Genomic DNA, 24482 nt, shown 5'->3' with positions numbered 1-24482 from the left:
CATGCTCACGAAAATCCTTCCTGCTTCGCTTGCTTCCCCAGCCGCGCTGTGGGCCTCTCCGGCCCTTGCCGCGAGCGACAGCGCTTCCACCACCTCGCCCTGGGTCGCGCTCGCCTATCTCGTCGCGGGCGTGTTCTTCATCCTCGCGCTGCGCGGGCTGTCGAGCCCGGCGACCAGCCGCACGGGTAACCGCTTCGGCATGGCGGGGATGCTGATCGCCATCGTCACGACGCTTGTCACCCATTCGGTCGCCAGCCTCGCCGAGATTGGCATCGCGATCGCCATTGGCGGCCTGATCGGCTTCCTGATCGCGCGCCGCATCGCGATGACCGCGATGCCCGAACTGGTCGCGGCGTTCCACAGCCTCGTCGGCCTCGCCGCGGTGCTCGTGGGCTGGGCCGCCTATCTCAATCCGGGCGCGTTCGGCCTGCTCGAAGGCGACGCGATCGGAGCGGTCAGCAAGGTCGAGATGGGGCTCGGTATCGCGATCGGCGCGATCACCTTCTCCGGGTCGGTGATCGCCTTCGCCAAGCTATCCGGACGGATGAGCGGTGCCCCGATCCTCCTGCCCGCGCGCCATGTCATCAATCTCGGCACGCTCGCCGCTATCATCGGCCTGACCGCGATGTTCGCGATGACGACCGGCCCTGAAGAAACGCTGCCGCTGATCGTGGGGCTGACCGTACTCGCCTTCGCGATCGGGTTCCTGCTGATCATTCCGATCGGCGGGGCGGACATGCCGGTCGTGGTCTCGATGCTCAACAGCTATTCGGGCTGGGCCGCGGCGGCGATGGGCTTCACGCTGGGCAACACCGCGATGATCATCACCGGGGCGCTGGTCGGCTCGTCTGGCGCGATCCTCAGCTACATCATGTGCCGCGCGATGAACCGCAGCTTCCTGTCGGTGATCGCGGGCGGCTTCGGCGCCGACGACAGCGCGGCGGGCGGCGGCGAGGCGCGCGAGCAGCGGCCCTACAAGCAGGGCAGCGCCGACGACGCGGCCTTCATGCTCGAACAGGCCGAGAAGGTCATCGTCATCCCCGGCTACGGCATGGCGGTGGCTCAGGCGCAGCATGCCTTGCGCGAGATGACCGATATCCTCGAGGAAAAGGGCGTCGAGGTGAAGTTCGCGATCCACCCGGTCGCGGGCCGCATGCCCGGCCACATGAACGTGCTGCTGGCCGAGGCCAACGTGCCTTACGACAAGGTGTTCGAGCTCGAGGACATCAACAGCGAATTCTCGCAGGCCGACGTCGCCTTCATCATCGGCGCGAACGACGTGGTCAATCCGGCGGCGAAGACCGACAAGTCCTCGCCGATCTACGGCATGCCGGTATTCGACGTGGGTGCTGCCAAGCAGGTCTTCTTCATCAAGCGCAGCATGGGCGGCGTCGGCTATGCCGGCGTCGACAACGACGTGTTCTACATGGACCAGACGATGATGCTGCTGTCCGACGCGAAGAAGATGGTCGAGGAAATCGTCAAGGCGCTGGATTGAGGCCCAGGCCTCCCACGTCGTTATTGCCGCGCAGGCGGGAATCCAGAATAGCTTGGCGCACCATCGCCCTGGATTCCCGCCTTCGCGGGGATGACGATCTTGCGCCTCAGGCCTTGGTCCACACCTGCGTCTTGCAGAACACCGCGACGCAGCCGCGCACGCGCAGTTTCGCGCCCTCGCGCTTGACCTGCGCCCTGAAATACCGCCCGTCCTCGGGCGAATAGCCGCGCCCTTCGAAATCGTCGCCATCGGGGGCGAGGTCCCAGAAGATCCGCAGGCCTTTCAGCTTGCGGTCGCGCTTGTCCGCATCGGGATTCTTCGTGTCGCGCGCGCCGCCCGCCGGTTCGGCCACGAGGAAGCGCTGGATCCGACCGCAGAAGGCATCGCCGCACGGGTAGAGCCGGATTACGCTCTTGCCATCCTCGGTCTTCCAGTCGCCCGCGATCGAGGCTTGCGGGGCTTCGGCAGTGGAGGGGCCAGCGCCAAGGACGGCAAGGGCGAGGGCGGGGGCGGGGGCGGCGAATGCGGCGAAACGGGCAAGCGTCATTAGAATCTCCTTCGCTTGCCTATACGGATGGCAGGAGCAATAAGATGCATTGCAATTGAAAACCTTGGGGAGAGGTTCGTGACCAGATCGCTGTTTGCCGCCATCGCACTGCCCGCGCTCCTCGTCGCCACGCCGGCGCTCGCCGATACGCACATGATCGCGCCGGGCGAGGGCGCGCAGGAACGCCTGCAGGAAGCGCTGATCCTAGCCGAGCCCGGCGACGAGATCGTGCTCGAGCCGGGGCGCTACGCGCTCTCCGACGGGCTCAGCCTCGATGTTGACGGGGTGACGCTGCGCGGCGCGGGAATGCAGGCCTCGGTGCTCGATTTCAGCGGCCAGCAGGGCGCGGGCGAGGGGCTGCTGGTCACCTCGGACAACGTCACCCTGCGCGATTTCGCGGTCGAGAACCCCAAGGGCGACGGGATCAAGTCGAAGGGTGCGGACAATATCGTCTATCACGCGATCCGCGTCACCTGGACCCGCGGGCCCGACGAGAACAATGGCGCTTACGGCATCTACCCGGTCGAGAGCACCGGCGTGCTGGTCGATGCGAGCGAGGTCTCGGGCGCGTCGGATGCCGGCATCTATGTCGGCCAGTCGTCGAAGATCACCGTGCGCAATTCGGTCGCGACCGACAACGTCGCCGGGATCGAGATCGAGAACAGCCGCGACGCGATCGTCGAGGGCAATTTCGTGTCCCGCAACACCGGCGGCATCCTCGTCTTCGACCTGCCGAACCTGCCGGTGATGGGCGGCGGCAACGTGCTGATCCGCAACAACCTGGTGATCGCCAACGACACCGAAAATTTCGCGCCCGCGGGCAATATCGTCGCCAGCGTACGACGCGGCACCGGGGTGATGGTGATGGCGAACGAGAACGTCTGGCTGCAGGATAATCTCATCCGCGGCAACGAGACCGCCGAGGTCATGGTGATCGCCTACCCGCTCTCGTTCGACGATCCGGACTACAATCCCTATCCGCGCGACGTGGTGGTCGCCGACAACGTGCTGGGCGAAGGCGGCACCGATCCCGATATCGAAGGCGGCGAGATGCTTGTCGCCGCGTTCGGCGGCAAACTTCCGCCGATCCTGTGGGACGGCCTCGAGGAGAACGAGGAACGCTTCGCGCTGCTGGTCCATCCCGACCTCACGGGCTGGACGCTCAACCTTCAGCGCCAGGGCCAGCGGATCGAGGAAGCGCAGCCCGGGCCGCTCGATGCGCCCGCATACGGTCAGGGCTGGAGCATCGAGGGCTGGGGCGCCCCGGAAGAACTCGAGGCGCGGCTGAAGTGATCGCGCGCGCCGCCCTGCTGGCCTCGCTGGCGCTGGCGACCGCGGCGGTCGCCGCGCCGCGCACACCCCAGACGGCAATGGCGCCCGTCAGCGACGTCGCGGTGATGGAGGGCATGCCGCGCCTGCTGTCCGAATATGCCTTCTTCACCGACCTGCGCGAGCAGAACCCGACCTGGCAGGTGGTGCCCTATCGCTTGAACACGCCGTTGTGGTCGGACGGGGCGGACAAACTGCGCTTCGCCTACATTCCGGAGGGCACGCAGTTGTCGGCGGACGGAGAGGGCCTGCTCGGCTTCCCCGTCGGCAGCGCGTTGATCAAGACCTTCGCCTTCGGCGAGGGCGACGAACGGCGCCTGATCGAAACGCGGGTGCTGCTTCACCGCGCGGATGGCTGGCTGGCGCTGCCCTATCTGTGGAACGAGGAGCAGACCGACGCGAAGCTGGCGCTGGCCGGGGCGCGGGTCGAGGTCGTGACGCCGCAGGGCGAGGCGATCAGCTACCGCGTGCCGAACAAGAACCAATGCAAGGAATGCCACTCGGTCGACGGCGCGGTGGTGCCGATCGGACCAAAGGCGCGCAACCTGTCGGATCAATGGCTGGCCGGCCGCTACGAAGCCGATACGCTCGATGCCCTGCCGAAGGTCGCAGTCCGCCTGCCGCTGTGGGAAGCGCGGAAGGAGGCCACGCCCGAAGCGGCCGCGCGCGCCTATCTCGACGTCAATTGCGCCCATTGCCACCGCCCCGGCGGATCGGCCTCGAATTCGGGGCTCGACCTGCGCTGGGAGCAGGACGATCCAGTGAAGATCGGCATCCGGAAGCGCCCCGTCGCCGCGGGGCGCGGTTCGGGCGGACTGGCCTTTTCGATCGCGCCGGGCGATCCCGCCGCTTCGATCATCCTCCACCGGATGAAAAGCCTCGAGCCGGGGGTTGCGATGCCCGAACTCGGCAGGTCGACCGTCGACGAGGAAGGCGTTGCCGCCGTGCGCGCGTGGATTGAGGGAATGGACCAATGAAGTGGTTCTGGCGTGTCCTCGGCGCCTTGGCGGCGGTGCTCGTGGTCGCCTTCCTCGTGCTCCGCACGCCCGACACCGATGCGACCGAAATGCGCGCCAAATATGGCGGTGCGCCCTCGCAATTCGTGACCCTCGAGAACGACATGACCGTCCACCTGCGCGACGAAGGCCCGCGCGATGCGCCCGCGATCGTGCTGCTCCACGGCTCGAATGCGGACCTGCACACCTGGCAGGCATGGGTCGACGGGCTGCGCGAGGATTATCGCGTGATCCGCTTCGACCAGCGCGGCCACGGCCTGACCGGCCCGGGCGCGCGCGATAGCTATGCGCTCGAGGATTTCGTCGCCGACCTCGACTTGGTCGTCGACGAGCTGGGTCTTGAGCGCTTCGTCCTCGGCGGCAATTCAATGGGCGGCTGGATCGCGGCGGGCTATGCGATGGAACATCCCGGCCGGCTCGACGGGCTGGTCCTCGTCGACGCCGCGGGCGCCCCGGTCGAGCGCGAGGGCGGGGGCAATCTCGCCTTCACGATCGCGCGCATGCCCGTCATCGGCGCCGCCATGAGCCAGCTCCTGCCGCGCTCGCTCGTCGAGCGAAGCCTGTCGCAAAGCGTCTCCAACCAGGCGGTGGTCACGCCCGAAGCGGTCGACCGCTATTGGGAACTCGCGCGCTACCCCGGCAACCGAGCCGCCACCCGCGCGCGTTTCTCGAATGCGCGCATGGCTTTCGATGCGAAGGCTGTTGCCGCGCTCGAGATCCCGACCCTGGTCATCTGGGGCGAGGAGGATGCGCTGATCCCGGTCGCGGCGGCGCGCTGGTACGACGAGCGCCTGCCGCAGAGCACGCTCGCGATCTATCCGGGCATCGGCCATCTGCCGATGGAGGAGACGCCGAAACGCTCGCTTGCCGATCTCAGAACATGGCTAAAAACCGTTTACCCTTCTCCCGCACCAAAGTGATGAAAGAAAGTTTCATCGGTATTCCGTTTTTTATACCCAAACGGCAAATTCGAGGTGGACTCGGCGCAATCAAATTGTGAGATTGGCCGGTGTTGATTTCGATCGACGGGACTGAAACCCTGCGTTCTGCGGGGGCAATTGGAGGGTCTACATGAATACCAAGATTTTACTCGGCCTCGCGGCCGCAACCGGTGCCCTGTGCGCCGCAACCCCGGCCGCCGCACAGGCGATCCCCAACAGCTATATCTGTTCGTTCGACAAGGCGCAGGTGAACAAGGGGCAGGTGCGCGCCGAAGCGGTGCGCTCGGCCAACGCCCAGGGCGGGCAGGTCAAGTTCGTTTACGAACACTCGATCCGTGGGTTCGCCGTGAACATTTCCGCCCAGGGCGCGGCGCGCCTCCAGGCGATGGGCAAGATCAAGAATTGCGAACAGGACCAGGTCGCCAAGATCGTCCTGCAGGGCAGGGGCAAGCCCGGCGGCGGTGGTGGCGGGAGCGATCCGGCCCAGACCACGCCGTGGGGCATCGCCCGCGTCGGGGGACCGGGCGGGACCAGCTCGGCCACCGCCTGGATCATCGATAGCGGGATCGATCTCGACCACCCCGACCTCAATGTCGATGTGTCGCGCTCGGTCAATTACACGCGCGACAAGAGCGCGGACGACCTCAACGGCCACGGCACGCACGTTGCGGGTACGGTCGCCGCGATCGACAACGGCATCGGCGTCGTCGGCGTCGCTCCGGGCACCACCGTCGTCGCGGTCAAGGTACTCGATCGCCGCGGTTCGGGCTCCTATTCGGGCGTCATCGCGGGGATCGACTACGTCGCGGCCAACGGCTCGAATGGCGACGTTGCCAATATGAGCCTCGGCGGCGGTTACAGCGCAGAGCTCAATGCGGCGGTCGAAGCTGCGGCGGCGACCGGGGTCAAGTTCGTGCTCGCGGCCGGCAACGAGAGCACCGATGCGGCGACCAAGTCGCCGGCCTCGGCCAACGGTCCGAACGTCTACACGATCTCGTCCTTCGCCCAGGGCGACAACTGGTCGAGCTTCTCGAACTACGGCAACCCGCCGGTCGACTTCGCGGAACCGGGTTCGGCGATCCTGTCGACCTACAAGGACGGCGGTTACGCCACGCTTTCGGGCACGTCGATGGCGTCTCCGCACGCTGCCGGCATCCTGCTGCTCGGCGGAATTCGCGCTGACGGCACCGTCTCGGGGGACCCGGACGGCAACCCCGATACGATTGGCGTGCGCTGATCGCATCACGTGAATGAGGATTAGGGGCGGCGCGTCGCTGGACGCGCCGCCCCTTTCCTGTCTAGGGCAGCGCAAAATCGCTGGAGGAAAGATTGCGCAAACTCGGATTGATCGGCGGGATGAGCTGGATCTCGACCCGCATGTACTATGAGCAGCTCAATCGCCGGATCCAGAAGGCTCGCGGCACCGAACACAGCGCGCCGCTGCTGATCGAAAGCCTCGATTTCGCGCAGCCGCGTCGTTTCGTGCGCGAAACCAGCTGGCAGGAATTGGCCGATTTCGTCGCCCCATCCGCGAAGCGTCTCGAACAGGCGGGCGCGACCGCGATCCTGATCGCCGCCAATTCGGTGCACCGGGTCTACGACGACATCCAGGCCGCGGTCGACATTCCCGTGATCCACGTCGCCGACGAGATCGCCGATCGCGTCAATGCCGACGATTCCGGGGTCGCCGCGCTGCTCGGCGCGCGCCACGTGATGACCGGCAATTTCTATCGCGATCGCCTGACCGAGCATGGCCTCCAGCTGATCGAGCCAGAGGAAGAGGTCGTCGCCGAGATCGACGAGATCATCGATACCGAGCTCATGCTCGGCAAGGCGACCAAGGATTCGATGCGCGACATGAAGACGATCATCACCAATCTCGAGCGGCGCGGGGCGGAGGCGATCATCCTCGGCTCGACCGAGCTCGAGATGATTGTCGACGTCGATGCCAACATCATGCCGATCTACGACAGCACGGCGATCCATTGCGAGGCCGGGGCGGAGTGGATCCTGGGCGGCTGAGGCTGCGGTGAAACACCTGTCCCATCTCGCGAGCGACCCGGCAGCCACTCGCGGGCGCGAATTCCTTGCCGACGAGAACCTCCAGCGCGGCCCCCGCAGCGTGTTCCAGCGCGACCGCGACCGGATCGTGCATTCGATCGCGTTCCGGCGGCTGCGGCACAAGACGCAGGTCTTCGTCGCGCCCGACGGCGATCACTACCGCGTGCGGCTGACCCACAGCCTCGAGGTTGCGCAGGTCGCGCGCACGATCGCACGCACGCTCGGGCTCGACGAGGATCTGACCGAGGCGCAGAGCCTGGCGCACGATATCGGCCATCCCCCGTTCGGCCATGCCGGCGAGAAGGCCTTGGACGATGCGCTGTTCACCCGCGGCGGATGGGATCACAACGCGCAGACACTGCGCACGCTGATGCGGCTCGAAAGCCCCTATATCGAGCATCCGGGCCTCAACCTGACCTGGGAGTCGCTCGAGGGGCTGGCCAAGCATAACGGGCCGGTGGCCGATCCCGATCCGGCGCTCGCCGCGCTCGACGAGGCCTATCCGCTCGCGCTCGGCGACTGGCCCTCGCTCGAGGCACAGATTGCGGCGATCTCGGACGATATCGCCTACGACAACCACGACATCGACGACGGGTTGCGCGCGGGCTTCCTAGAAATGGACCAGCTGCTCGCGCTCGATTTCGTCGCCGATCGCTGGCGGGCGATCGAGCGGCGCTTCCCGCATGCCTCGGTCGAATTGCGCCAGCGAGAGCTCGTCCGCAGCCAGATCGGCTGGATGGTCAACGACGTGCTCGAGGAAACCCGCAGGCGCTGCGCGGGGATCGACTGCGTCGCCGACGTGCGCGCCGCCGGTCGCCAGCTTGTCGGGTTTTCGGACGAGGTCGCGGCGCAGGAACGCGCGCTCAAATCCTTCATGTACGAGACCGTCTACTACCACCCCGAGCAGCAGGCGGCGGCGCGCACCGCGAAGGGCGTGATCGAGGTGCTATACGAAGCTTATGCCGCCGACCCCTCGCTGATGGCCGAGGGCTGGCGCGACGTGCCCGCGGAGGCCGCCGCACGCGCGCGCCACATCGCCGATTTCATCGCCGGGATGACCGATCGTTATGCCATCGACGCCTATCGCCGAATCACCGGCATTTCGCCCGAAGGATTGCAGAATGTCTGATCCCGTGCGGCTGACTCTGGTCGGTGCGACCGGCCTCGTCGGATCGGAAATGATCGCCGCCGCCGTCGGCCGCTGCGACTATCGGTTCAGCGCGGTGATCCGGCGCGAGGTCGCCTTTCCGCGCGGTGCGCGGATGGAGGCGGTGCTCGCCGATCCCGCCGACTGGCCGAGCGCGATCGCCGCGACCGCGCCGCAGGTCTTCGCCTGCGCGCTCGGCACGACCTGGCGGCAGGCGGGCAAATCTGAAGAGGCGTTCCGCGCGGTCGACGAGCGGCTGGTGCTCGACAGCGCCCGCGCCGCGCGCGCCGCCGGGGCGACGCGCGCCATCGTCGTCTCCTCCACCGGGGCGGACCGGCATGCGAAGAATTTCTACCTCCGGGTGAAGGGCGAGGTCGAGAAGGCGCTGGGCGAAATCGGGTTCGAGCGGCTCGACATCCTGCGTCCCGGGCTGCTCAGGGGCGCGCGCGGCGGCGACCGGCGGACAATGGAACGGCTCGGAATCCTCGCCAGCCCACTCACCGACCTGCTGCTCCACGGCAAGTATCGCCAGTACCGCTCGATCCCCGCGCGCATGGTAGCCGAGGCCATGCTGCAACTGGCCGGCGAGACCGCGCGCGGGCGGCAGGTCCACGACAATGACGCAATCCGCCGTCAGGCCCTGCGCTTTCGCCGGAAATCGTAGTTCCTCGCGATTGACAGCCATCGCGGTCACGGCCAGTGATCGCGCATCGCTGAACCGCGCGGGAGAGTGCTCTCGATTCGGATTCCGGACCGAGAGACGCCGAAGGAGCAACCGCCCCGGAATCTCTCAGGCGCAAGGGACCGCGCGGGGCGCATGCGAACTCTGGAAAGCGCCGCTCACGGGTGGCCACCGAAGGGGTAAGCGCGGGATTTCCCGCGTAATCTCTCAGGTCAAACGACAGAGGGGGCTCTGGAAAGTGCGGGTGCACCCGCGAAGGAGCCTTGCGTGACCGCCGAAGCCGACAATTCCCCCGAAGACGTGATCGAGACCCAGAGCCTGCCACTCGATGCCTGGCATCGCGAACGGGACGCACGGATGGTCGAATTCGCCGGCTATCACATGCCGATCCAGTATGAGGGAATCATCGCCGAACACCTCTGGACGCGCGAGCATGCCGGCCTGTTCGACGTCTCGCATATGGGCCAGCTCAGCGTCAGCGGCGAAGGCGCGGTCGAGGCGCTCGAAGCGATCATGCCGGGCGACTTCGCGATCCTGAAGCCGGGCCGGATGCGCTATTCGATGCTGCTCGACGAGGACGGCGGCGTGCTCGACGACCTGATGGTCACCAACGCCGGCGATCACTACGCGCTGGTCGTCAACGGCGCGTGCAAGTGGGACGATATCGGTTTCCTGCGCGAACACCTACCCGACGAGATCACGCTCACCCATCACGAGGATCAGGCGCTGCTCGCGTTGCAGGGGCCCGAGGCGGCGGTCGCGCTGGCGCGGATCGCCCCGATGATCGACGATCTGAAATTCATGCAGGCCGGCCTCGCCGACTGGAACGGCACGCCGCTGTGGATCAGCCGCTCGGGCTATACCGGCGAAGACGGGTTCGAGATATCTGTCCCCGCAGACAAGGCATGGGCGCTGGCCGAAGCGCTGGTCGCGATGGACGAGGTCAAGCCGATCGGGCTCGGCGCGCGCGACAGCCTGCGCCTCGAAGCCGGGCTCCCGCTTTACGGCCACGACCTCACCACCGACAGCGAACCGGTGAGCGCCGGGCTGACCTTCGCGATCAGCAAGCGTCGCCGCGCCGAAGGGGGCTTCCACGGCGCCGATCGCATCCTGAAACTGCTCGAAAACGGGACCGAAGCCAAGCGCGTCGGGCTCGCGCTCGACGGCCGCCGCGCCGCGCGCGAGGGCGATGCGATCATGGCCGGCGACACGCAGGTCGGCACCGTCACCAGCGGCGGGTTCGCGCCCAGCCTCGGCCATCCGATCGCGATGGGCTATGTCGCCGCCGACCGCGCCGGGACCGGCACCGAACTCGAGGTCGACGTGCGCGGCAAGCGGCTTGCCGCCACGGTCGTCCCAATGCCTTTCGTACCCAACCGCTATTTCCGCTGAGGAGACAGTCAAATGCCCCGTTACTTTACCGAGGATCATGAGTGGATCGACGTTGACGGCGATGTCGGCACCGTCGGTATCACCGACTATGCGCAGAGCCAGCTGGGCGACATCACCTTCGTCGAATTGCCGGAGAAGGGCGATACGCTGAAAAAGGGCGACGCTCCGTGCGTGGTCGATTCGGTGAAGGCCGCCAGCGATGTCTATGCGCCGGTCTCGGGCGAGGTGGTCGAGGTCAATGGCGACCTCGACGGCGAACCCGAACTGGTCAACAACGACGCCGAGGGCGACGGCTGGTTCTTCAAGATCCGCCTCTCCAACGCCGACGAGTTGTCGGGCCTCATGGACGAGGACAAGTATTCGAGCTTCGTCGACAATCTGTGACGAAATTCCCCTCCCGCTGGCGGGAGGGGCAGGGGGTGGGCATGGGCCGCAAGTCCCACCCCGCTGCGACTGAAACCGTTTCGCGGCTCGCGTCTCGCTCCCCTCCCGAAGGCGGGAGGGCAGACTGGGGAAGAAAATGCGTTACCTGCCACTGACCGACGACAACCGCCGCGAGATGCTCGAAGCGATCGGCGCGAGGGAAATCGACGACCTGTTCGTCGACGTGCCCGCCGAAGCGCGGCTTAAGGGCGATATCGAGGGCCTGCCCAAGCAGGCCAGCGAGATGGCGGTCGAAAAGCACATGCGGCGATTGAGCAAGAAGAACCTCGCCGCGAACGACGCGCCGTTCTTCCTCGGCGCGGGAGCCTACCGCCACCATGTCCCGGCGAGCGTCGACCACCTTATCCAGCGCGGCGAGTTCCTGACCGCCTACACGCCCTACCAGCCCGAGATCGCGCAGGGCACGCTGCAGGTATTGTTCGAATTCCAGACGCAGGTCGCGCGGATGTTCGGCACCGACATCGCCAACGCCTCGCTCTACGACGGGTCGACCGCCTGCTGGGAAGCGATCGTGATGGCCGGGCGGATCACGCGCAAATCGCGCGCCGTGCTCGCACATGGCCTTCACCCGCATTACGTCTCGACCGCGCAGACCATGGCGAAGTTCACCAAGGACGAGTTGTTCTCGGGCGCGCCCGATCTCGATGCCGATTGTGACGAGGACGCGATCATCGCCCAGATCGACGACAGGACCTCGTGCGTCGTGGTGCAGTATCCCGACATCCTCGGCCGCATTCCCGACCTCGCAAAGATCGCCGACGCCGCGCACGACAGGGGCGCGCTGCTGGTCGCGGTGGTGACCGAGCCGGTCGCGCTCGGTCTGATCGAAGCGCCCGGCGCGCTGGGCGCGGATATTGTTGTCGGCGAAGGCCAGTCGCTTGGCGTCGGCCTCAACTTCGGCGGACCCTATCTCGGCCTGTTCGGCTGCCGCGAGAAATTCGTCCGCCAGATGCCTGGGCGGCTTTGTGGCGAGACCGTCGACGCCGACGGCAAGCGCGGTTTCGTGCTGACGCTTTCGACCCGCGAGCAGCATATCCGGCGCGAGAAGGCGACTTCGAATATCTGCACCAATTCAGGTCTTTGTGCGCTCGCCTTCAGCATTCACATGACGCTGCTGGGCGGGGCAGGGCTCGAGACGCTGGCGCGCATCAACCACTCGCGTGCGCGGCTCGCGGCGCAGCGGCTGGGCGACGTGAAGGGGGTGCGCGTGCTCAACGACGTCTACTTCAACGAGTTCACCATCGTGCTGCCGTCCGATGCGCGCGAAGTGGTGCGCGAACTGGCCGAACGCGGCGTGCTGGGCGGGGTATCGCTGGGCCGCCTCTATCCCGACGAGGAGGCGCTCGCGAACGGCCTCGTCGTCGCGGTTACCGAAACCTGCACCCCCGAGGACATCGAGACATTCGCCACCACCCTGAGCGCGGTACTCGAAGGAGAAGCGGCATGAACGCGCCCAACGCATCCGGCTGGAAGCCCGCCATGGGCGATGGCAGTGGAGAAGCCGCCCCGACCAGCAGCGGCGACGCCGCGCTGATGCTCGAGGAGAAGCTGATCTTCGAACTCGCGGGCTGCGACACGACCGGCGTCGATTTCGACGAGCAGCCGGGCGAGATCGATCCCGCGCTGGGCCGGTTCGCGCGCAAGCAAAGGGCTCAGCTGCCCGGCCTCAGCGAGCCCGAAACGGTGCGCCACTACACCCGCCTCAGCCGCCAGAACTATGCGATCGACCTCGGTCCTTTCCCGCTCGGCTCGTGCACGATGAAGCACAATCCGCGCCTCAACGAGAAGGTCGCGCGGATGCCCGGCTTCGCCGATGTTCACCCGCTCCAGCCGGTCGACACCGTGCGCGGCGCGTTTGAAGTGATGAACGAGCTCGCGCACTGGCTGATCGAGCTGACCGGGATGCACGGCGTCGCGATGAGCCCCAAGGCCGGTGCGCACGGCGAATTGTGCGGAATCCTCTGCATCCGGGCCGCGCTCGAGGCGCAGGGCGATGCACGCGAGGTGATCCTCGTCCCCGAAAGCGCGCATGGGACCAATCCTGCGACTGCGGCCTTCGCCGGCTACAAGGTCGAGGCAATCCCCGCGACCAAGGAGGGGCGCGTCGACCTCGCCAAGTTGAAGGAACGGCTCGGTCCCGACGTCGCGGGCGTGATGATCACCAATCCGAACACTTGCGGGCTGTTCGAGCGCGACATGAAGGCGATCTCCGACGCGGTGCATGCCGCCGGCGGTTACGTCTATTGCGACGGCGCGAACTTCAACGCGATCGTGGGCAAGGTCCGCCCGGGCGACCTCGGCGTCGACGCGATGCACATCAATTTGCACAAGACCTTCTCGACCCCGCATGGCGGCGGCGGACCGGGCTCCGGGCCGGTTGTGTTGTCCGAGGCGCTGTCCCCCTACGGCCCGCTGCCGTTTACTGCGCGGATGGAGGACGGCACGGTTCACCTGGTCGAGGAAGAGAGCCTCAAGGAATTCGACCACGCCAAGAGCTTCGGCCGGATGGCGGCGTTCCACGGCCAGATGGGCATGTTCACCCGCGCGCTGACTTATATCCTCAGCCACGGCGCGGACGGATTGCGCCAGGTGGCCGAGGATTGCGTGCTCAACGCGAACTACGTGCTGCGCCGGCTCGAGGACACGCTCGACGCGCCCTACGGCGCCAGCGGCCCGTGCATGCACGAGGCGCTGTTCAGCGATGACGGGCTCGCCGAAGGGTTCTCGACGCTCGACATCGCCAAGGGTCTGATCGACGAGGGCTTCCACCCGATGACGGTCTATTTCCCGCTGGTGGTGCACGGTGCGATGCTGGTCGAGCCGACCGAGACCGAGAGCAAGGACGGCCTCGACCGGTTGATCGAGAGCATCCGTCACGTCGCGCAGCGCGCCAAGGACGGCGACGAGGCGCTCCACGGCGCGCCGTATTACGCGCCGCGCCGCCGCCTCGACGAGACGCAGGCCGCGCGCAAGCCGGTGCTGGCATGGCAGGGCGAGCCGGGCGTGCCGCGCATCCCCACTCCCAGCGAAGTCGGGGACCGCTAGGGCATGTGGGACGCGCTCTTCTCGGCGACCAACCTGGTCGCTGTGGCGGGATGGGGCGTCCTGATCCTTGCGCCGCGCACCGAAGCCTTGCGGCGCTTCGTGCTGACGGTGCCGATCGCACTGCTCTGCGCGACCTATGCGGTGTTGCTGCTCGGCCTGTCGTCGGGCTCGTTCGACCCCGAGGGCACCGCGGGCGGCATGTCCGAGCTGTTGGCGAACTATTCGGTCGACGGGATCATGCAACTGTTCCAGTCGCGCGGTGGGGTCGTGGTCGGCTGGACGCATTACCTCGCCTTCGACCTGATGGTCGGCTGGTGGATCGCGGGTGACGCCGATGCGCGCGCCATCCCGCGCTGGTCGCAGGCGGGGATACTGCTCGCGACCCTCATGGCGGGCCCACTCGGCCTCGCGATCTACCTGTTCTACCGCGCGACCAGGCCCGGTATGGAGACCGACGATGCCGCTGGTTGACGACGACAGCCCGCAGGTCCGCTTCCCTCCGCCGCTGATTTACTTCGGCTGCCTGTTGCTCGGGCTGTGGGCGGGCCGCACGCTCGAATGGCCGGTGCTCGTGGGAGCATGGCCCCAAACGCTCGGCTGGGTGCTGGTAGGGCTCGGCAGCGTGCTGATCGGCGCGGCACTCGGCTGGTTCTTTTCGGCCGGGACGAACCCCGAACCGTGGAAGCGCGACAACGCGCTGGTGACCAAGGGGTTCTACCGGATCACGCGCAACCCGATGTATCTGGGCATGGCATTCGCCTCCTTCGGCGTCGCGCTGGTGTTCGGGAGCTTCGGCGCGATGATCGGCACGGTCGTGGCGGTGCTGCTGGTCGACCGTTTCGTGATCACGCGCGAGGAACGCCATCTCGCGCATGTCTTCGGCGAGGATTACGCGGCATATCGCAAGCGCGTGCGGCGCTGGATCTGAGCCGCATGGTGCCGCCCAGTTCTCCCGCCGCCCTCCGCAATCGCGAACCGATTGCCGACATCCTCGCCGACGAACTCCCCGACACCGGCCTGGTGCTCGAAATCGCCAGCGGAAGCGGTGAGCACGCAACCTATTTCGCCGAGCGATTCCCCGCGCTCGAATGGCAGCCGACCGATCGCGACGAGCAAGCGCGGCTGGCAATGCTCGCGCGCTTCGCAGAAGAAGCGCGCGACAACCTTCGCGGTCCGCTCGGGCTCGATGCAGCGCTGGGACAATGGCCGGTCGAAAGCGCCTCCGCTTTGCTCTGCATCAACATGGTCCATATCAGCCCTTGGCCCGCCACGGTCGGACTGTTCGAGGGCGCGGCGAGGGTGCTCGCCGTCGAAGCGCCGCTGATCGTCTACGGACCGTTCTTCGAGGGGCGGACCGAGACAGCTATGTCGAACGTCGAATTCGACCGCAGCCTGCGCAGCCGCGATCCGCGCTGGGGCCTGCGCCCGCGCGAGGATCTCGACAGGCTGGCGGATCGCTCGGGCTTCGATCTGTCGCGGCGCGTCGAAATGCCCGCGAACAACCTGCTGCTGGTCTATCGCAAGCGCGCATGAAAAAGGCCGGCGCAATGGCCGGCCTTCTCGACTGTTATCGAAGCGTGGCGATCAATCGATCGCGTCTTCACCGGCTTCGCCGACCGATTCGATGTCCTGTCCCAACCCCTTGACGGTGTTGCAGGCGGTGGCGCCCAACGTGAGTGCAATGGCGCCCGTGGCGATAAGGAGCTTGCGGATCATGGTATTTCCTTCCTTTGGAGCGAGCGGGTCGCGATGCGAGTCAAACGGAAAGCGCCGATTTAGGTTCCGCCGACGGTCTTGCGCCGAGCGAGGTGGCGTTCACGCAGGACGATGATCGTGCCCGCCGCGATGATCAGCGGCGCGCCCAGCCACAATGCGGGCCCCGGCAGGCGATCCCAGAACAGCCAGCCATAGGTCGTCGCCCAGACCAGCGCGGTATAATCCATCACGATCACCGTCGCAGCCGAGCCGAACCGCAGGCTCGTGGTCAGCAGCAATTGCCCCGCCGCGCCGGTCAGGCCGACGCCGCCGAGCAGGAGCCACCCACTCGCGTCGTGCGCGCTACCGAAGAAGGGCAGGAACAGCGCCAGCAGCGGCAGGGTCAGCATGCAGAACCAGAACACGATGCCCTGCGCGGTCTCGGTGCGGTTCAAATCCTGGATCTGGATCGAGACCAGCGCGATCATGAACGCGCCGCCGAGCCCGATGGCGACCCCGAATGGATCGATCGTCGCATTGCCGGGCTGGGTCACGATCAGGATGCCGGCGAAACCGATCGCGACGGCCGTCCAGCGATAGCGGCCGATTTCCTCCTTGAGGAGCACCATTGCGAGGATCACCGCGAAGATCGGTGCGGTGAAATTGAGTGTCGTCGCCTCGGCCAGCGGCAGCAGCGTGACCGCACCGTAGACCAGTGCCATCCCGGTGATCCCGAATAGCGCGCGCACGAAATGGGCGGAGAAGCGGTTGGGCTTCAGGCTCGCGAGGTCGGCGACGATCAGCGTCCAGCCGAACACGATCGGCAACGTGATCGCCTGTCGCCAGAACACGATTTCGGTGAGGTGGACGCCCGCTTCGCCGGCCAGCTTGACCAGCGCCGACATCGTCGCGAGCACCAGCGCGGCGCAGATGCGGAGAATGACCGCCATGAGCGGGCGAGGGGCGGCGACGGTGGAATCCACGTCGCTGGCCTTAGCGACCACGCAATTCGGTGCAAGCCGGGCCGTTGCTATCGGCTATGCAGCGCCCATATGCGCGCGATGGACTTGAACGAGCTCTGGAGCCACATTCGCTTTGCCAGCCCCGCCACGCATGCGGCGCTGTGGGCGCTCGGGCTGGTGCTGCTCGCGATATTCTCGATCTGGTCGGACAACCGCCGGGTGAAGCGTAGTTCGCCCGATGCGGTCGGCTTCATGCCGTGGACGTTTATCGCGCTGGCGTCGCTGTTCGTTGCCGCGGGCCTCGCGATTGCCGCGGTCAAGGGTTGGAAAGCGGCTTAGAGACAGGCTTCGAGGAACGCCTGGTCGAACCCGAACTGGCGGGCCTTCTCCAGCGTGTAGGGGCGCAGACCGGACGATCGGTATTCGCCCATGATCTTGCCGTCCTCGCTCTCGTCGAGATATTCGAACTTGAACAGTTCCTGCGTCACGATCACGTCGCCTTCCATCCCGATCACCTCGGTGATGTTGGTGGTGCGGCGCGAACCGTCGCGCAGGCGCTTCACCTGCACGATCAAATCGACCGATTCGGCGATCTGGCGGCTGATGGCTTCTTTCGGGATCTTGATGTCGCCCATCAGGATCATGTTTTCCATGCGGCCGAGGCATTCGCGCGGGCTGTTGGCGTGAAGCGTGCACATCGAGCCGTCATGGCCTGTGTTCATCGCGGCGAGGAGGTCGAAACACTCCGCGCCACGAATTTCGCCCAGGATCGTTCTTGACGAGGTCGCCGATCGTGATCGCGCCCTGGCCTTCGAGGTTCGGGGGGCGCGTTTCGAGCGGCAGCCAGTGCGGCTGCTGCAGGCGAAGTTCGGCGGCATCCTCGATCGTCAGCACGCGCTCGCCCGGGTCGATCATCTTTGACAGCGCGTTGAGCATCGTCGTCTTGCCCGAGCCGGTACCGCCCGAGATCACGACGTTCATCCGGCACGCGCCCGCGATCTTCAACGCGGTGCACATCTTCTCGCTCATCGAGCCGAAACCCTTGAGCATGTCGAGCGTGATCGGCTTCTCGGAGAACTTACGAATCGAGAGCGCGGTGCCGCGCAGCGAAAGCGGCGGAACGATCACGTTGACACGGCTGCCGTCCTTGAGACGGGCGTCGGCGAGCGGCGTGGTCTGGTCGACGCGGCGACCGACCTGGTTCACGATCCGCTGGGCGATCTGGAACAGGTGCTGCTCGTCGCGGAAGCGGATCTGCGCGAGCTGCAGCTTGCCGTTCTTTTCGACGTAGGTCTGGTCGGGTCCGTTGACCATGATGTCCGAGACGTCGGGATCGTTGAGCAATTCCTCGAGCGGGCCGAAGCCGAGCAATTCGTCGACGAGGACCTTTTCGAGCGCGAACTGCTCGCGGCGGTTGAGCGTGACCTTGAGCTCGGCGAGCACCTCGAGGATGATCGGCCGGAATTCTTCCGACAGTTCATCCTTGGTCAGCGTGGCCGCCGCCTCGGGGTCGACACGTTCGAGCAGGCGCGGGAGCACCTGTTCCTTGATCTTGTGGACGCTGGCCTCGAAACCGTCCTGCGTCGCGGGCTGGTGGACGCTGTTCGAACGCTGGGCGAGCCGCTCCATCGCATCTCCGCCGCGCGGGTTCGCCGACGCGGGCGCATCACCGTCGGCATTGTCGCTCGGAAGCGGGGGAAACTGTTCGCCGCCGCCCGGTGCGGGCGCGTCTTCGTCGCGCTTGGGCGGGGGAGAGCCGCTCCCCTTCATCGGGCGGGCGACACCGAAGCTCGGGCGTCCGCCACCCGGGCTGCCATTCCCTCCGCTCCTGCGTCCGAAAGCACTCATTCGCTGCCAATCCCGTTCATTGCGGCGGGCGCCCCGCCTCATGTGCGTGCCCTTCTGCAGGGAAATGGTAAATTTTCCGGAAACCTCCCATCGGGCGAAACCTGTGCTGGCCTTTCGAGCGCAGCGCATTAGGGCGCATGCGATGCAACACGACGAACGCACCGGCCTGCTCCTCGCCCTGTTGGGCTTTTCGGTCCTGTCCGCCGGCGACGCGGTGGTTAAGACGATGGCGGGCGACTGGTCTCCTGCGGCGGTCGCGGCCCTGCGTTACACGATCGGCACCGTCGGGCTCGGCGTGCTGCTGTGGTGGCGCGAGGGACGCAAGGGCTTCGCCTATCCGCGGCCGGGCGTGCAACTGATGCGCGGGCTGGGCGTGGGCGGGGCGACGCTTGGCTTCTTCAGTGCGGTGTTCGTGATGCCACTGGCGACCGCGACCGCGATCGTCTTCCTCAGCCCGATCATCACCGCCATTCTCGCGATCATGTTTCTCGGCGAACCGTCGCGGCGAGCGACCTGGGTCGCGGCGATCGCAGGCTTCATCGGCGTGCTGGTACTCCTGCGCCCGGGCTTCTCCGATCTCGGCTGGGCCGCCGCTTTGCCGCTGGTCTCGGCCTTCGGGGTCAGCCTGATGATGCTCGGCAATCGCATGTCGGCCAATCTCGCGAGCCCGCTGGCAATGCAGTTCTCGATCGCGAGCATCGCTGCGGTGTTCCTCGTACTCGCCGCGGCGATCGGTGCCTATAGCGGGGTCGAGGCGCTGGCGGTCGGGTCGCCGGACTGGACGGTGGTGGCGCGTTGCGCGATCGTGGCGCTCACGGCCACCACCGCGCACTGGCTGGTGTTCCTTGGCACCACGCGGGCAGGCGCCGCGACCATCGCGCCGACGACCTATGTCCAGATGATCGTCGCGGTGCTGCTCGGCATGGTCCTGTTCGGCGACGTGCCCGATGCACTCACTTTGCTGGGCGCGGTGATCATCATCGGAGCGGGGCTCTACCTCTGGCGCGAAACCGGTCGCGCGCCGCCGCAGGTCCGCGAATGAGCGAGGCGCTGTCCTGCTGGTTGTGCGAACGGCCGATCGGGAAGCGCCTGCAATGGCACCACACCGTGCCCAAATCGAAAAAGGGCCGCGACACGGTGCCGGTCCATCCGATCTGCCACCGCACGATCCACGCCCATTTCAGCAATGCCGAATTGGCACGTTTCGACGGCGATCGCGCGCCGCTGCTCGAAAACGAGGCGGTGGCGAAATTCCTCCGCTGGATCGCCGACAAGCCGCCCGATTTCCACGCGGTGACGCGGCGTCCGAAACCATAGCAAAAGGGCGGCCCCGCAGGACCGCCCTTTCGTTCGCGTTCGCGAGCGCCGCTCAGCCGCCGTCGCGATCGTCGGCCAGCTGCTGGAGCAGGTAGACGATCTGCATCGCGCGCAGCTTGGCGCGCTGTTCGTTGTCGACGCCGCCCGAATGACCACCCTGCATGTCCTCGTAATACAGGTAATCGTCGCCCTGGGCGGCCATGCGCGCCGCGGCCTTGCGACCGTGGCTGGGATGGGTGCGGTCGTCGGCGGTCGAGGTCACGTAGAATACGCGCGGATAATCCTTTTCCTCGAGCAGCTTCTGGTAGGGCGAATAGCCTTCGATCCATTCGCGCTGTTCGGGGATGCGCGGGTCGCCATATTCGCCGATCCACGAGGCACCGCGGCCGATATACTGATAGCGCAGCATATCGAAGAGCGGGATCTGGACGATCGCGGCATTGAACAGGTCGGGTGCCTGGGTGAAGGCGGTGCCGACCAGCAGGCCGCCTTGGGAGCCACCCTCGACGCCGAGATGTTCGGGGCTGGTGATCCCGCGCGCGACGAGATCGCGGCCCACGGCGATGAAATCGTCCCAGGTGCGCTGCTTGTTCTCGCGGATCGCACTCTGGTGCCAGTCCGGGCCGAACTCGCCGCCGCCGCGGATATTGGCGAGGACATAGGCATTGCCGCGTTCGAGCCACATCTTGCCGGTCGAGTCGAGATAGGAGGGCAGGCGCGGGACCTGGAAGCCGCCATAGCCGCCCATCAGAACCGGCGTGCTGCCGTCCAGCGGCATGTCTTCCGCATGGACCACGAAATAGGGGATCTTGGTCCCGTCCTTGCTGGTCGCTTCGAACTGCTGGATCGTCATGCCGGTCGCGTCGAACCGCGTCGGGCTTTCCTTGACGACTTCGAGGTTCACCCCGTCTTCGGCATAGTAATAGGTGCCGGGCGAGAGGAAGTCGGTCGAGGTGAACATGATCTGGTCGGTCTCGTCCGACGCGGTCGCGACGCCGACGGTCGAATTCGCAGGCAGGTCGATCTCGGTCCAGCCCCAGCCGCCGTCCTCGTAATCGAACTTGAGGACCTTGCCCTTCACGTTGTCGAGGATCGAGACGTACATCGAGCTCTTGGTGTTGGCCCCGCCGCGCTTGGTCTGGCGCTCGCCGGGTGCCCAGACGAGGACCTTCTGCGCACCGTTGGGATCGGCTTTCCATTCCTCGAGGTCGACCGCGACGATCGAATCCGCGGGGAAGGTGACGCCGTCCGATTCCCAATCGACATCGGTGGTGAACAGCATGTGCCCGTCGATGATGCCGTAGGGGCCGGCCTTCTTCGGCAGGTCGAGCTTCAGCCATTCGCCATCGTGCTCGACATAATATTCGCGTTCGTGGAAGGAAATGCCGCGATAGGCCATGCGGCCGTGCACCGTGCCTTCGCCGTCGCGCAGCAGGTAGGCGCCGGCCGAGACGTCGCTCTTTTCGCCGCGGAAGATTTCCTGGGCCTCGTCGATGCTCGTGCCGCGCTTCCACTCACGGGTGGTGAAGGGGTAGAAGCTGTCGGTGACGGTATCATCGCCGAAATCGCGGCTGATCAGCAGCGTGTCCCGGTCGACCCAGCTGGCACCGCCCTGGCTTTCGGGCAGTTCGAACCCGCCCTCGACAAAGTCCAGCGTCTCGAGGTCGAATTCGCGCGCCACGCGGGCATCCTTGCCGCCGTCGGACAGGTAGACCATGCAGCGGGTGCCGTCGGGCGGCAGGCAGCTCATCCCGCCATAGACCCATTCCTTGCCTTCTTCGGCGGCGAGCGCGTCGACGTCGAGGATGGTTTCCCACTCGGGATCGTCGGTGCGCCAGCTCTCGAGCGTCGTGCGGCGGAGCACGCCCTTGGGATTGTCGGCATCCTGCCAGAAATTGACCATCCCGTAATGGGTGAAGCTGACCCCCGGGATGCGGTCCTCGGCGTTGTAGATCGCCAGCGCCTCGGCCTTCAGCTCTTCGAACCGGGGATCGGTCTGCAGTGCGGCGACGGTCTTCTCGTTCTCGGCGCGAACCCAGTCGAGCGCGCGCTCACTACGGGTTTCCTCGAGCCAGATGAAGGGATCGTTTTCTGCTTCGAATTCGGGTTCGACCACGGTGTTGGAATCCTGCGCAGCCAGCGGAGTGGCGGTGATGGTGGCGAGCGCGAGCGAGGCGGCCAGCGCGCGGGTTGATACGAGTTTCATGAGTAAGCGTCCCCTTTCCCGTAAGACAGGCGGGCACAGTGCCATCGGGGGTGGCGAACACAAGTGATTCGACCGAAGCCAGCGCGACGTTCGTCGATTGCGGTCAGTCGCAGGCGTAGACCAAGTGTGGGCGGCGGATACGTCGCGGCTCGTGCAGGTACCCATCCCACACGACACGACAATTCTCTGCCGTGTAATTTTCCACCAACTCGCGGATATCCTGATCGAGCTCGGATCCATAAATCTTGCGTGTGACGATCACTTCCGGACGCGCCCTGATCATCCTGTCCAACTCGTCATAGGTATCGAGATGGCTGACATTGCGCTCGAGGGGGTCGTAGAGGTGGTTGGGGAAGACCAGCGGGCTCATCGGCATCGCGTCGGCGGTCTCGTAGAACAGTGTCGGGCCGAAGAAGACCAATAGTCGGCCATCCTCCAAGTTTGCCTTTATCGCCTCGTTCGCCGCCTCGTACGAGGCCCGGCTATCGCGATAATAGCCCAAGTCGAAGGTCGAACCGAGGATCGAGGCGACCACCACGGTGGCACCGAACAGCACCGGGCCGACCAGGCGCTTGCCGAAGGCAATCGCCACAAGCGGGGTGAGGGGGACCAGCAGCGGAAGCAGGTAGTGGGTGAAGGCATTGGCAATCACCGCGAAACCGAGGAAGGCCGCCACCAGCCACCCGAGCATCAGCCCCCGATAGCGCGCGAAGCCGGGCGCACTGCGCTGGAATACCAGCCCCAGCGCCGCGCAGCCCAGGAAGACGAGGATCAGGCGGAAGATCGCGTAGAGATTGTGGGTCTGCACCGCGAGCCCGAGCGACTGGCGCGCAAGGTTCGAGAGGAACATCGCCTGCCACCATTCTCCGATCCAGCCATGCGCGGCGAACCATGCGGCCAGGGCCGCGGTCGGGGCGAGCCCGATGGCGATGGCGGCGGCACCGGTATTGACGATACCGGCCGCTCCCACACCGTCGCGATGCAGCCGCCACAGTCCGGCGAGGCCGAAGAAGATCGCCTCGAACATCGTCGTCTGCTTGATCGTCAGCGCCAGCGCACACAGCAGCATCGCCGCAAGGTAGCGCCGCATGAACCGCGCGCGGTCGAAATCGAACCACCCGCCGATCACCAGCCATGCCGCGCCCGCGATCAGCAGATTGTAGAACACCGGCCCCTGCCCGCCATAGCCGTCGAGCGGGTGGAGCATGGCAAGATAGGCGATCCCCGCCATGGTCGGGCCCCAGCCGGACATCCACAGTCGGGCTATCCGTGTCAGGATGTACGCCGTGCCCGCGGCGCAGAGCAGCGCGGGGATCTGGTAGGCGAGGACATGATCGGAGAAGGCCGCGAACAGCCAGTACAGCGCGAACAGGCCGAAGGGCTTGCGGTCCCAGATATCGATATAGGGGACGGCGCCGTCATGCATGGCCTGGCCGACCATGAAGTAGAACGATTCGTCGACATGGAGGTTGGGGTCACCGAGGCTCGGGAAACGAAACACGAGCGCGGCGAGCAGGAGGATCAGCGCCTCCTGCCACCTGCCCTGCCATCTCGCTGCTGTCGCGCCGTCGTTCATGCGTTTCCCGCCCCGTCGCCCCGGGATAGCGCAATTGCCCGGCGTTGAAAGTCTCGCCGCCCGATTCTCCGCAGGCGCGCCGGTTCACGAATTGGTGAAACCCGACTGCTATGAGCCCTGTCGCCATGAACGTGCCGCTTCGCAAATTCCTCAACCTGGTTGGCTGGCTTGTCGTGAGCCTTGCGGCGCTCGTGCTGGCATTCTCCGCGTGGATCATCCTTCCTTTTCGGCCGGGACTGGCCGAGGTGCTGACGACGGCCGAAACGCTGCTGCGCGCCCCCTTCGCCGCGACCACCGTGATCGGCGACAGCCGGATCGAACTGGCCGACGAACCTCAGGGCGCGCTGTTCGCGGGCTATCCCAGCGCCACCAGCCGCGATCTCGAACGGCTCAGCGGTGTGGTGTGCGCGATTTCTTCCGCGCGGGTCACAATCGCGCTCGGGATCAACGACACCAAACCCGACGAACTCGATCTCGCGGCGACGCGCGGCGCATTTGATCGCATCGCCGATCAATGTGCGCGGCCCGATCTGCGCTTCGCCGAGGTCTGGCCCGCCGAACCGGACGTCGAGCCTGCGGGCGCGAATTACGACATCGAGGCGGTAGCGGAGATCACCGCCCATCTCCGCGAGCTGGCCGCGCAGGGGAGGGTGCAGCTCATCGCTGCTCCCGACCTACCAAGCGGCTTCACCCACGACGGCGTCCATTTCGTGCCCGGGGTTTCGCGCGACTATGCCCGGATGCTCGCCTTCGGTTCCGCGACGCTGGCCGATTAA

The 24482-nt window shown here is 66.3% G+C and carries 24 protein-coding genes, 1 pseudogene and 2 riboswitches; of the genes and pseudogenes, 19 read left to right on the top strand and 6 right to left on the bottom strand.

Annotation, left to right across the window (positions count from 1 at the left end; genetic code table 11):
• Position 1: 1 nt before the first annotated feature.
• On the top strand, positions 2 to 1498 hold the full coding sequence (locus tag IEW49_RS08000) for an NAD(P)(+) transhydrogenase (Re/Si-specific) subunit beta (RefSeq protein WP_229658135.1): 1497 nt from the start codon (positions 2 to 4) through the stop codon (positions 1496 to 1498).
• Positions 1499 to 1604: 106 nt separating this feature from the next.
• On the opposite strand, the gene IEW49_RS07995 is transcribed toward IEW49_RS08000, so the two are convergent.
• Positions 1605 to 2045 (bottom strand): DUF2147 domain-containing protein, encoded by a 441-nt coding sequence (locus IEW49_RS07995; protein ID WP_188642172.1) that lies wholly within the window; start codon positions 2043 to 2045, stop codon positions 1605 to 1607.
• A 78-nt stretch (positions 2046 to 2123) separates the two neighbouring features.
• Here IEW49_RS07995 and IEW49_RS07990 point away from each other — a divergent pair, with 78 nt between their 5' ends.
• From IEW49_RS07990 to IEW49_RS07925, 14 genes are all read left to right on the top strand, one after another.
• On the top strand, positions 2124 to 3338 hold the full coding sequence (locus IEW49_RS07990) for a parallel beta-helix domain-containing protein (RefSeq protein ID WP_229658134.1): 1215 nt from the start codon (positions 2124 to 2126) through the stop codon (positions 3336 to 3338).
• On the top strand, positions 3335 to 4351 hold the full coding sequence (locus IEW49_RS07985) for an SO2930 family diheme c-type cytochrome (RefSeq protein WP_229658133.1): 1017 nt from the start codon (positions 3335 to 3337) through the stop codon (positions 4349 to 4351). The genes IEW49_RS07990 and IEW49_RS07985 overlap by 4 nt, the downstream gene beginning before the upstream one ends.
• On the top strand, positions 4348 to 5310 hold the full coding sequence (locus IEW49_RS07980; protein WP_188642170.1) for an alpha/beta fold hydrolase: 963 nt from the start codon (positions 4348 to 4350) through the stop codon (positions 5308 to 5310). The genes IEW49_RS07985 and IEW49_RS07980 overlap by 4 nt, the downstream gene beginning before the upstream one ends.
• 151 nt (positions 5311 to 5461) lie before the next feature.
• Positions 5462 to 6568, top strand: a complete 1107-nt coding sequence (locus IEW49_RS07975; RefSeq protein WP_188642169.1) for a S8 family serine peptidase — start codon at positions 5462 to 5464, stop codon at positions 6566 to 6568.
• Between the two features lie 92 nt (positions 6569 to 6660).
• On the top strand, positions 6661 to 7353 hold the full coding sequence (locus IEW49_RS07970) for an aspartate/glutamate racemase family protein (RefSeq protein ID WP_188642168.1): 693 nt from the start codon (positions 6661 to 6663) through the stop codon (positions 7351 to 7353).
• A 7-nt stretch (positions 7354 to 7360) separates the two neighbouring features.
• Positions 7361 to 8521, top strand: a complete 1161-nt coding sequence (locus IEW49_RS07965; protein ID WP_229658132.1) for a deoxyguanosinetriphosphate triphosphohydrolase — start codon at positions 7361 to 7363, stop codon at positions 8519 to 8521.
• A complete protein-coding gene (locus IEW49_RS07960) occupies positions 8514 to 9203 on the top strand; it encodes an NAD(P)H-binding protein (protein ID WP_188642166.1) in 690 nt (229 codons plus the stop codon). The genes IEW49_RS07965 and IEW49_RS07960 overlap by 8 nt, the downstream gene beginning before the upstream one ends.
• A 49-nt stretch (positions 9204 to 9252) precedes the next feature.
• A riboswitch (glycine riboswitch) is annotated at positions 9253 to 9356 on the top strand.
• A riboswitch (glycine riboswitch) is annotated at positions 9357 to 9454 on the top strand.
• 34 nt (positions 9455 to 9488) lie between these two features.
• Complete coding sequence (gene gcvT / locus IEW49_RS07955; RefSeq protein ID WP_188642165.1) at positions 9489 to 10613, top strand: glycine cleavage system aminomethyltransferase GcvT; 1125 nt, start codon at positions 9489 to 9491, stop codon at positions 10611 to 10613.
• Positions 10614 to 10625: 12 nt separating this feature from the next.
• Entirely contained in the window at positions 10626 to 10997 is a 372-nt protein-coding gene (gcvH, locus tag IEW49_RS07950; protein ID WP_188642164.1) for a glycine cleavage system protein GcvH, read from the top strand.
• 136 nt (positions 10998 to 11133) lie between these two features.
• Positions 11134 to 12504 (top strand): aminomethyl-transferring glycine dehydrogenase subunit GcvPA, encoded by a 1371-nt coding sequence (gene gcvPA / locus IEW49_RS07945; RefSeq protein ID WP_188642163.1) that lies wholly within the window; start codon positions 11134 to 11136, stop codon positions 12502 to 12504.
• On the top strand, positions 12501 to 14102 hold the full coding sequence (gene gcvPB / locus IEW49_RS07940) for an aminomethyl-transferring glycine dehydrogenase subunit GcvPB (protein WP_188642162.1): 1602 nt from the start codon (positions 12501 to 12503) through the stop codon (positions 14100 to 14102). Before gcvPA ends, gcvPB begins: the two co-directional genes overlap by 4 nt.
• Before the next feature lie 3 nt (positions 14103 to 14105).
• Positions 14106 to 14573, top strand: coding sequence for an ABA4-like family protein (locus IEW49_RS07935; RefSeq protein ID WP_188642161.1), 468 nt, complete (start codon positions 14106 to 14108; stop codon positions 14571 to 14573).
• Entirely contained in the window at positions 14560 to 15030 is a 471-nt protein-coding gene (locus tag IEW49_RS07930; protein ID WP_188642160.1) for a methyltransferase family protein, read from the top strand. Before IEW49_RS07935 ends, IEW49_RS07930 begins: the two co-directional genes overlap by 14 nt.
• A 5-nt stretch (positions 15031 to 15035) precedes the next feature.
• A complete protein-coding gene (locus IEW49_RS07925) occupies positions 15036 to 15635 on the top strand; it encodes a DUF938 domain-containing protein (RefSeq protein ID WP_188642159.1) in 600 nt (199 codons plus the stop codon).
• A 51-nt stretch (positions 15636 to 15686) separates the two neighbouring features.
• Here IEW49_RS07925 and IEW49_RS07920 read toward each other — a convergent pair whose 3' ends face one another.
• Entirely contained in the window at positions 15687 to 15818 is a 132-nt protein-coding gene (locus IEW49_RS07920; RefSeq protein WP_188642158.1) for an entericidin A/B family lipoprotein, read from the bottom strand.
• Between the two features lie 59 nt (positions 15819 to 15877).
• The gene (locus IEW49_RS07915) at positions 15878 to 16780 is read right to left on the bottom strand and encodes a DMT family transporter (RefSeq protein ID WP_229658131.1); all 903 of its coding nucleotides are present in this window, start codon (positions 16778 to 16780) and stop codon (positions 15878 to 15880) included.
• A 78-nt stretch (positions 16781 to 16858) separates the two neighbouring features.
• Between IEW49_RS07915 and IEW49_RS07910 the strand changes: the two genes are divergently transcribed.
• Positions 16859 to 17098 carry a hypothetical protein gene (locus tag IEW49_RS07910; RefSeq protein ID WP_188642157.1) on the top strand — a complete coding sequence of 80 codons (240 nt, stop codon included), beginning with the start codon at positions 16859 to 16861 and terminating at the stop codon, positions 17096 to 17098.
• On the opposite strand, the pseudogene IEW49_RS07905 reads toward IEW49_RS07910, so the two are convergent.
• A pseudogene (locus tag IEW49_RS07905) lies at positions 17095 to 18607 on the bottom strand (TadA family conjugal transfer-associated ATPase). The gene IEW49_RS07910 and the pseudogene IEW49_RS07905 sit on opposite strands and share 4 nt — an antisense overlap.
• Before the next feature lie 142 nt (positions 18608 to 18749).
• Here IEW49_RS07905 and IEW49_RS07900 point away from each other — a divergent pair.
• Positions 18750 to 19649, top strand: coding sequence for a DMT family transporter (locus IEW49_RS07900; protein ID WP_188642156.1), 900 nt, complete (start codon positions 18750 to 18752; stop codon positions 19647 to 19649).
• On the top strand, positions 19646 to 19924 hold the full coding sequence (locus IEW49_RS07895; protein WP_188642155.1) for an HNH endonuclease: 279 nt from the start codon (positions 19646 to 19648) through the stop codon (positions 19922 to 19924). The genes IEW49_RS07900 and IEW49_RS07895 overlap by 4 nt, the downstream gene beginning before the upstream one ends.
• Positions 19925 to 19976: 52 nt before the next feature.
• On the opposite strand, the gene IEW49_RS07890 is transcribed toward IEW49_RS07895, so the two are convergent.
• Positions 19977 to 22130, bottom strand: a complete 2154-nt coding sequence (locus IEW49_RS07890) for a prolyl oligopeptidase family serine peptidase (RefSeq protein ID WP_188642154.1) — start codon at positions 22128 to 22130, stop codon at positions 19977 to 19979.
• Positions 22131 to 22233: 103 nt separating this feature from the next.
• Positions 22234 to 23706 carry a hypothetical protein gene (locus IEW49_RS07885; protein WP_188642153.1) on the bottom strand — a complete coding sequence of 491 codons (1473 nt, stop codon included), beginning with the start codon at positions 23704 to 23706 and terminating at the stop codon, positions 22234 to 22236.
• A gap of 110 nt (positions 23707 to 23816) precedes the next feature.
• On the opposite strand from IEW49_RS07885, the gene IEW49_RS07880 reads away from it, so the two are divergent.
• A complete protein-coding gene (locus tag IEW49_RS07880; RefSeq protein WP_188642152.1) occupies positions 23817 to 24482 on the top strand; it encodes an SGNH/GDSL hydrolase family protein in 666 nt (221 codons plus the stop codon).

The sequence above is a fragment of the Pseudoblastomonas marina genome, assembly GCF_014641655.1.
In the GTDB taxonomy this organism is placed as follows: domain Bacteria; phylum Pseudomonadota; class Alphaproteobacteria; order Sphingomonadales; family Sphingomonadaceae; genus Alteriqipengyuania_A; species Alteriqipengyuania_A marina.
The sequence above is the reverse complement of the archived record's forward strand: the minus strand, read 5'-3'. Positions and strand labels throughout refer to the sequence as shown.

Bases quoted from the DNA above. Each gene is read 5' to 3' on its own strand.
- IEW49_RS07980 (WP_188642170.1), top strand. From the start codon at position 4,348: ATGAAGTGGTTCTGGCGTGTCCTCGGCGCCTTGGCGGCGGTGCTCGTG.
- IEW49_RS07900 (WP_188642156.1), top strand. From the start codon at position 18,750: ATGCAACACGACGAACGCACCGGCCTGCTCCTCGCCCTGTTGGGCTTT.
- gcvPB (WP_188642162.1), top strand. From the start codon at position 12,501: ATGAACGCGCCCAACGCATCCGGCTGGAAGCCCGCCATGGGCGATGGC.
- IEW49_RS07995 (WP_188642172.1), bottom strand. From the start codon at position 2,045: ATGACGCTTGCCCGTTTCGCCGCATTCGCCGCCCCCGCCCCCGCCCTC.
- IEW49_RS07960 (WP_188642166.1), top strand. From the start codon at position 8,514: ATGTCTGATCCCGTGCGGCTGACTCTGGTCGGTGCGACCGGCCTCGTC.
- IEW49_RS07925 (WP_188642159.1), top strand. From the start codon at position 15,036: ATGGTGCCGCCCAGTTCTCCCGCCGCCCTCCGCAATCGCGAACCGATT.
- IEW49_RS07885 (WP_188642153.1), bottom strand. From the start codon at position 23,706: ATGAACGACGGCGCGACAGCAGCGAGATGGCAGGGCAGGTGGCAGGAG.
- IEW49_RS07895 (WP_188642155.1), top strand. From the start codon at position 19,646: ATGAGCGAGGCGCTGTCCTGCTGGTTGTGCGAACGGCCGATCGGGAAG.
- IEW49_RS08000 (WP_229658135.1), top strand. From the start codon at position 2: ATGCTCACGAAAATCCTTCCTGCTTCGCTTGCTTCCCCAGCCGCGCTG.
- IEW49_RS07930 (WP_188642160.1), top strand. From the start codon at position 14,560: ATGCCGCTGGTTGACGACGACAGCCCGCAGGTCCGCTTCCCTCCGCCG.
- IEW49_RS07975 (WP_188642169.1), top strand. From the start codon at position 5,462: ATGAATACCAAGATTTTACTCGGCCTCGCGGCCGCAACCGGTGCCCTG.
- IEW49_RS07890 (WP_188642154.1), bottom strand. From the start codon at position 22,130: ATGAAACTCGTATCAACCCGCGCGCTGGCCGCCTCGCTCGCGCTCGCC.
- IEW49_RS07920 (WP_188642158.1), bottom strand. From the start codon at position 15,818: ATGATCCGCAAGCTCCTTATCGCCACGGGCGCCATTGCACTCACGTTG.
- IEW49_RS07935 (WP_188642161.1), top strand. From the start codon at position 14,106: ATGTGGGACGCGCTCTTCTCGGCGACCAACCTGGTCGCTGTGGCGGGA.
- gcvH (WP_188642164.1), top strand. From the start codon at position 10,626: ATGCCCCGTTACTTTACCGAGGATCATGAGTGGATCGACGTTGACGGC.
- gcvPA (WP_188642163.1), top strand. From the start codon at position 11,134: ATGCGTTACCTGCCACTGACCGACGACAACCGCCGCGAGATGCTCGAA.
- IEW49_RS07910 (WP_188642157.1), top strand. From the start codon at position 16,859: ATGGACTTGAACGAGCTCTGGAGCCACATTCGCTTTGCCAGCCCCGCC.
- IEW49_RS07880 (WP_188642152.1), top strand. From the start codon at position 23,817: ATGAGCCCTGTCGCCATGAACGTGCCGCTTCGCAAATTCCTCAACCTG.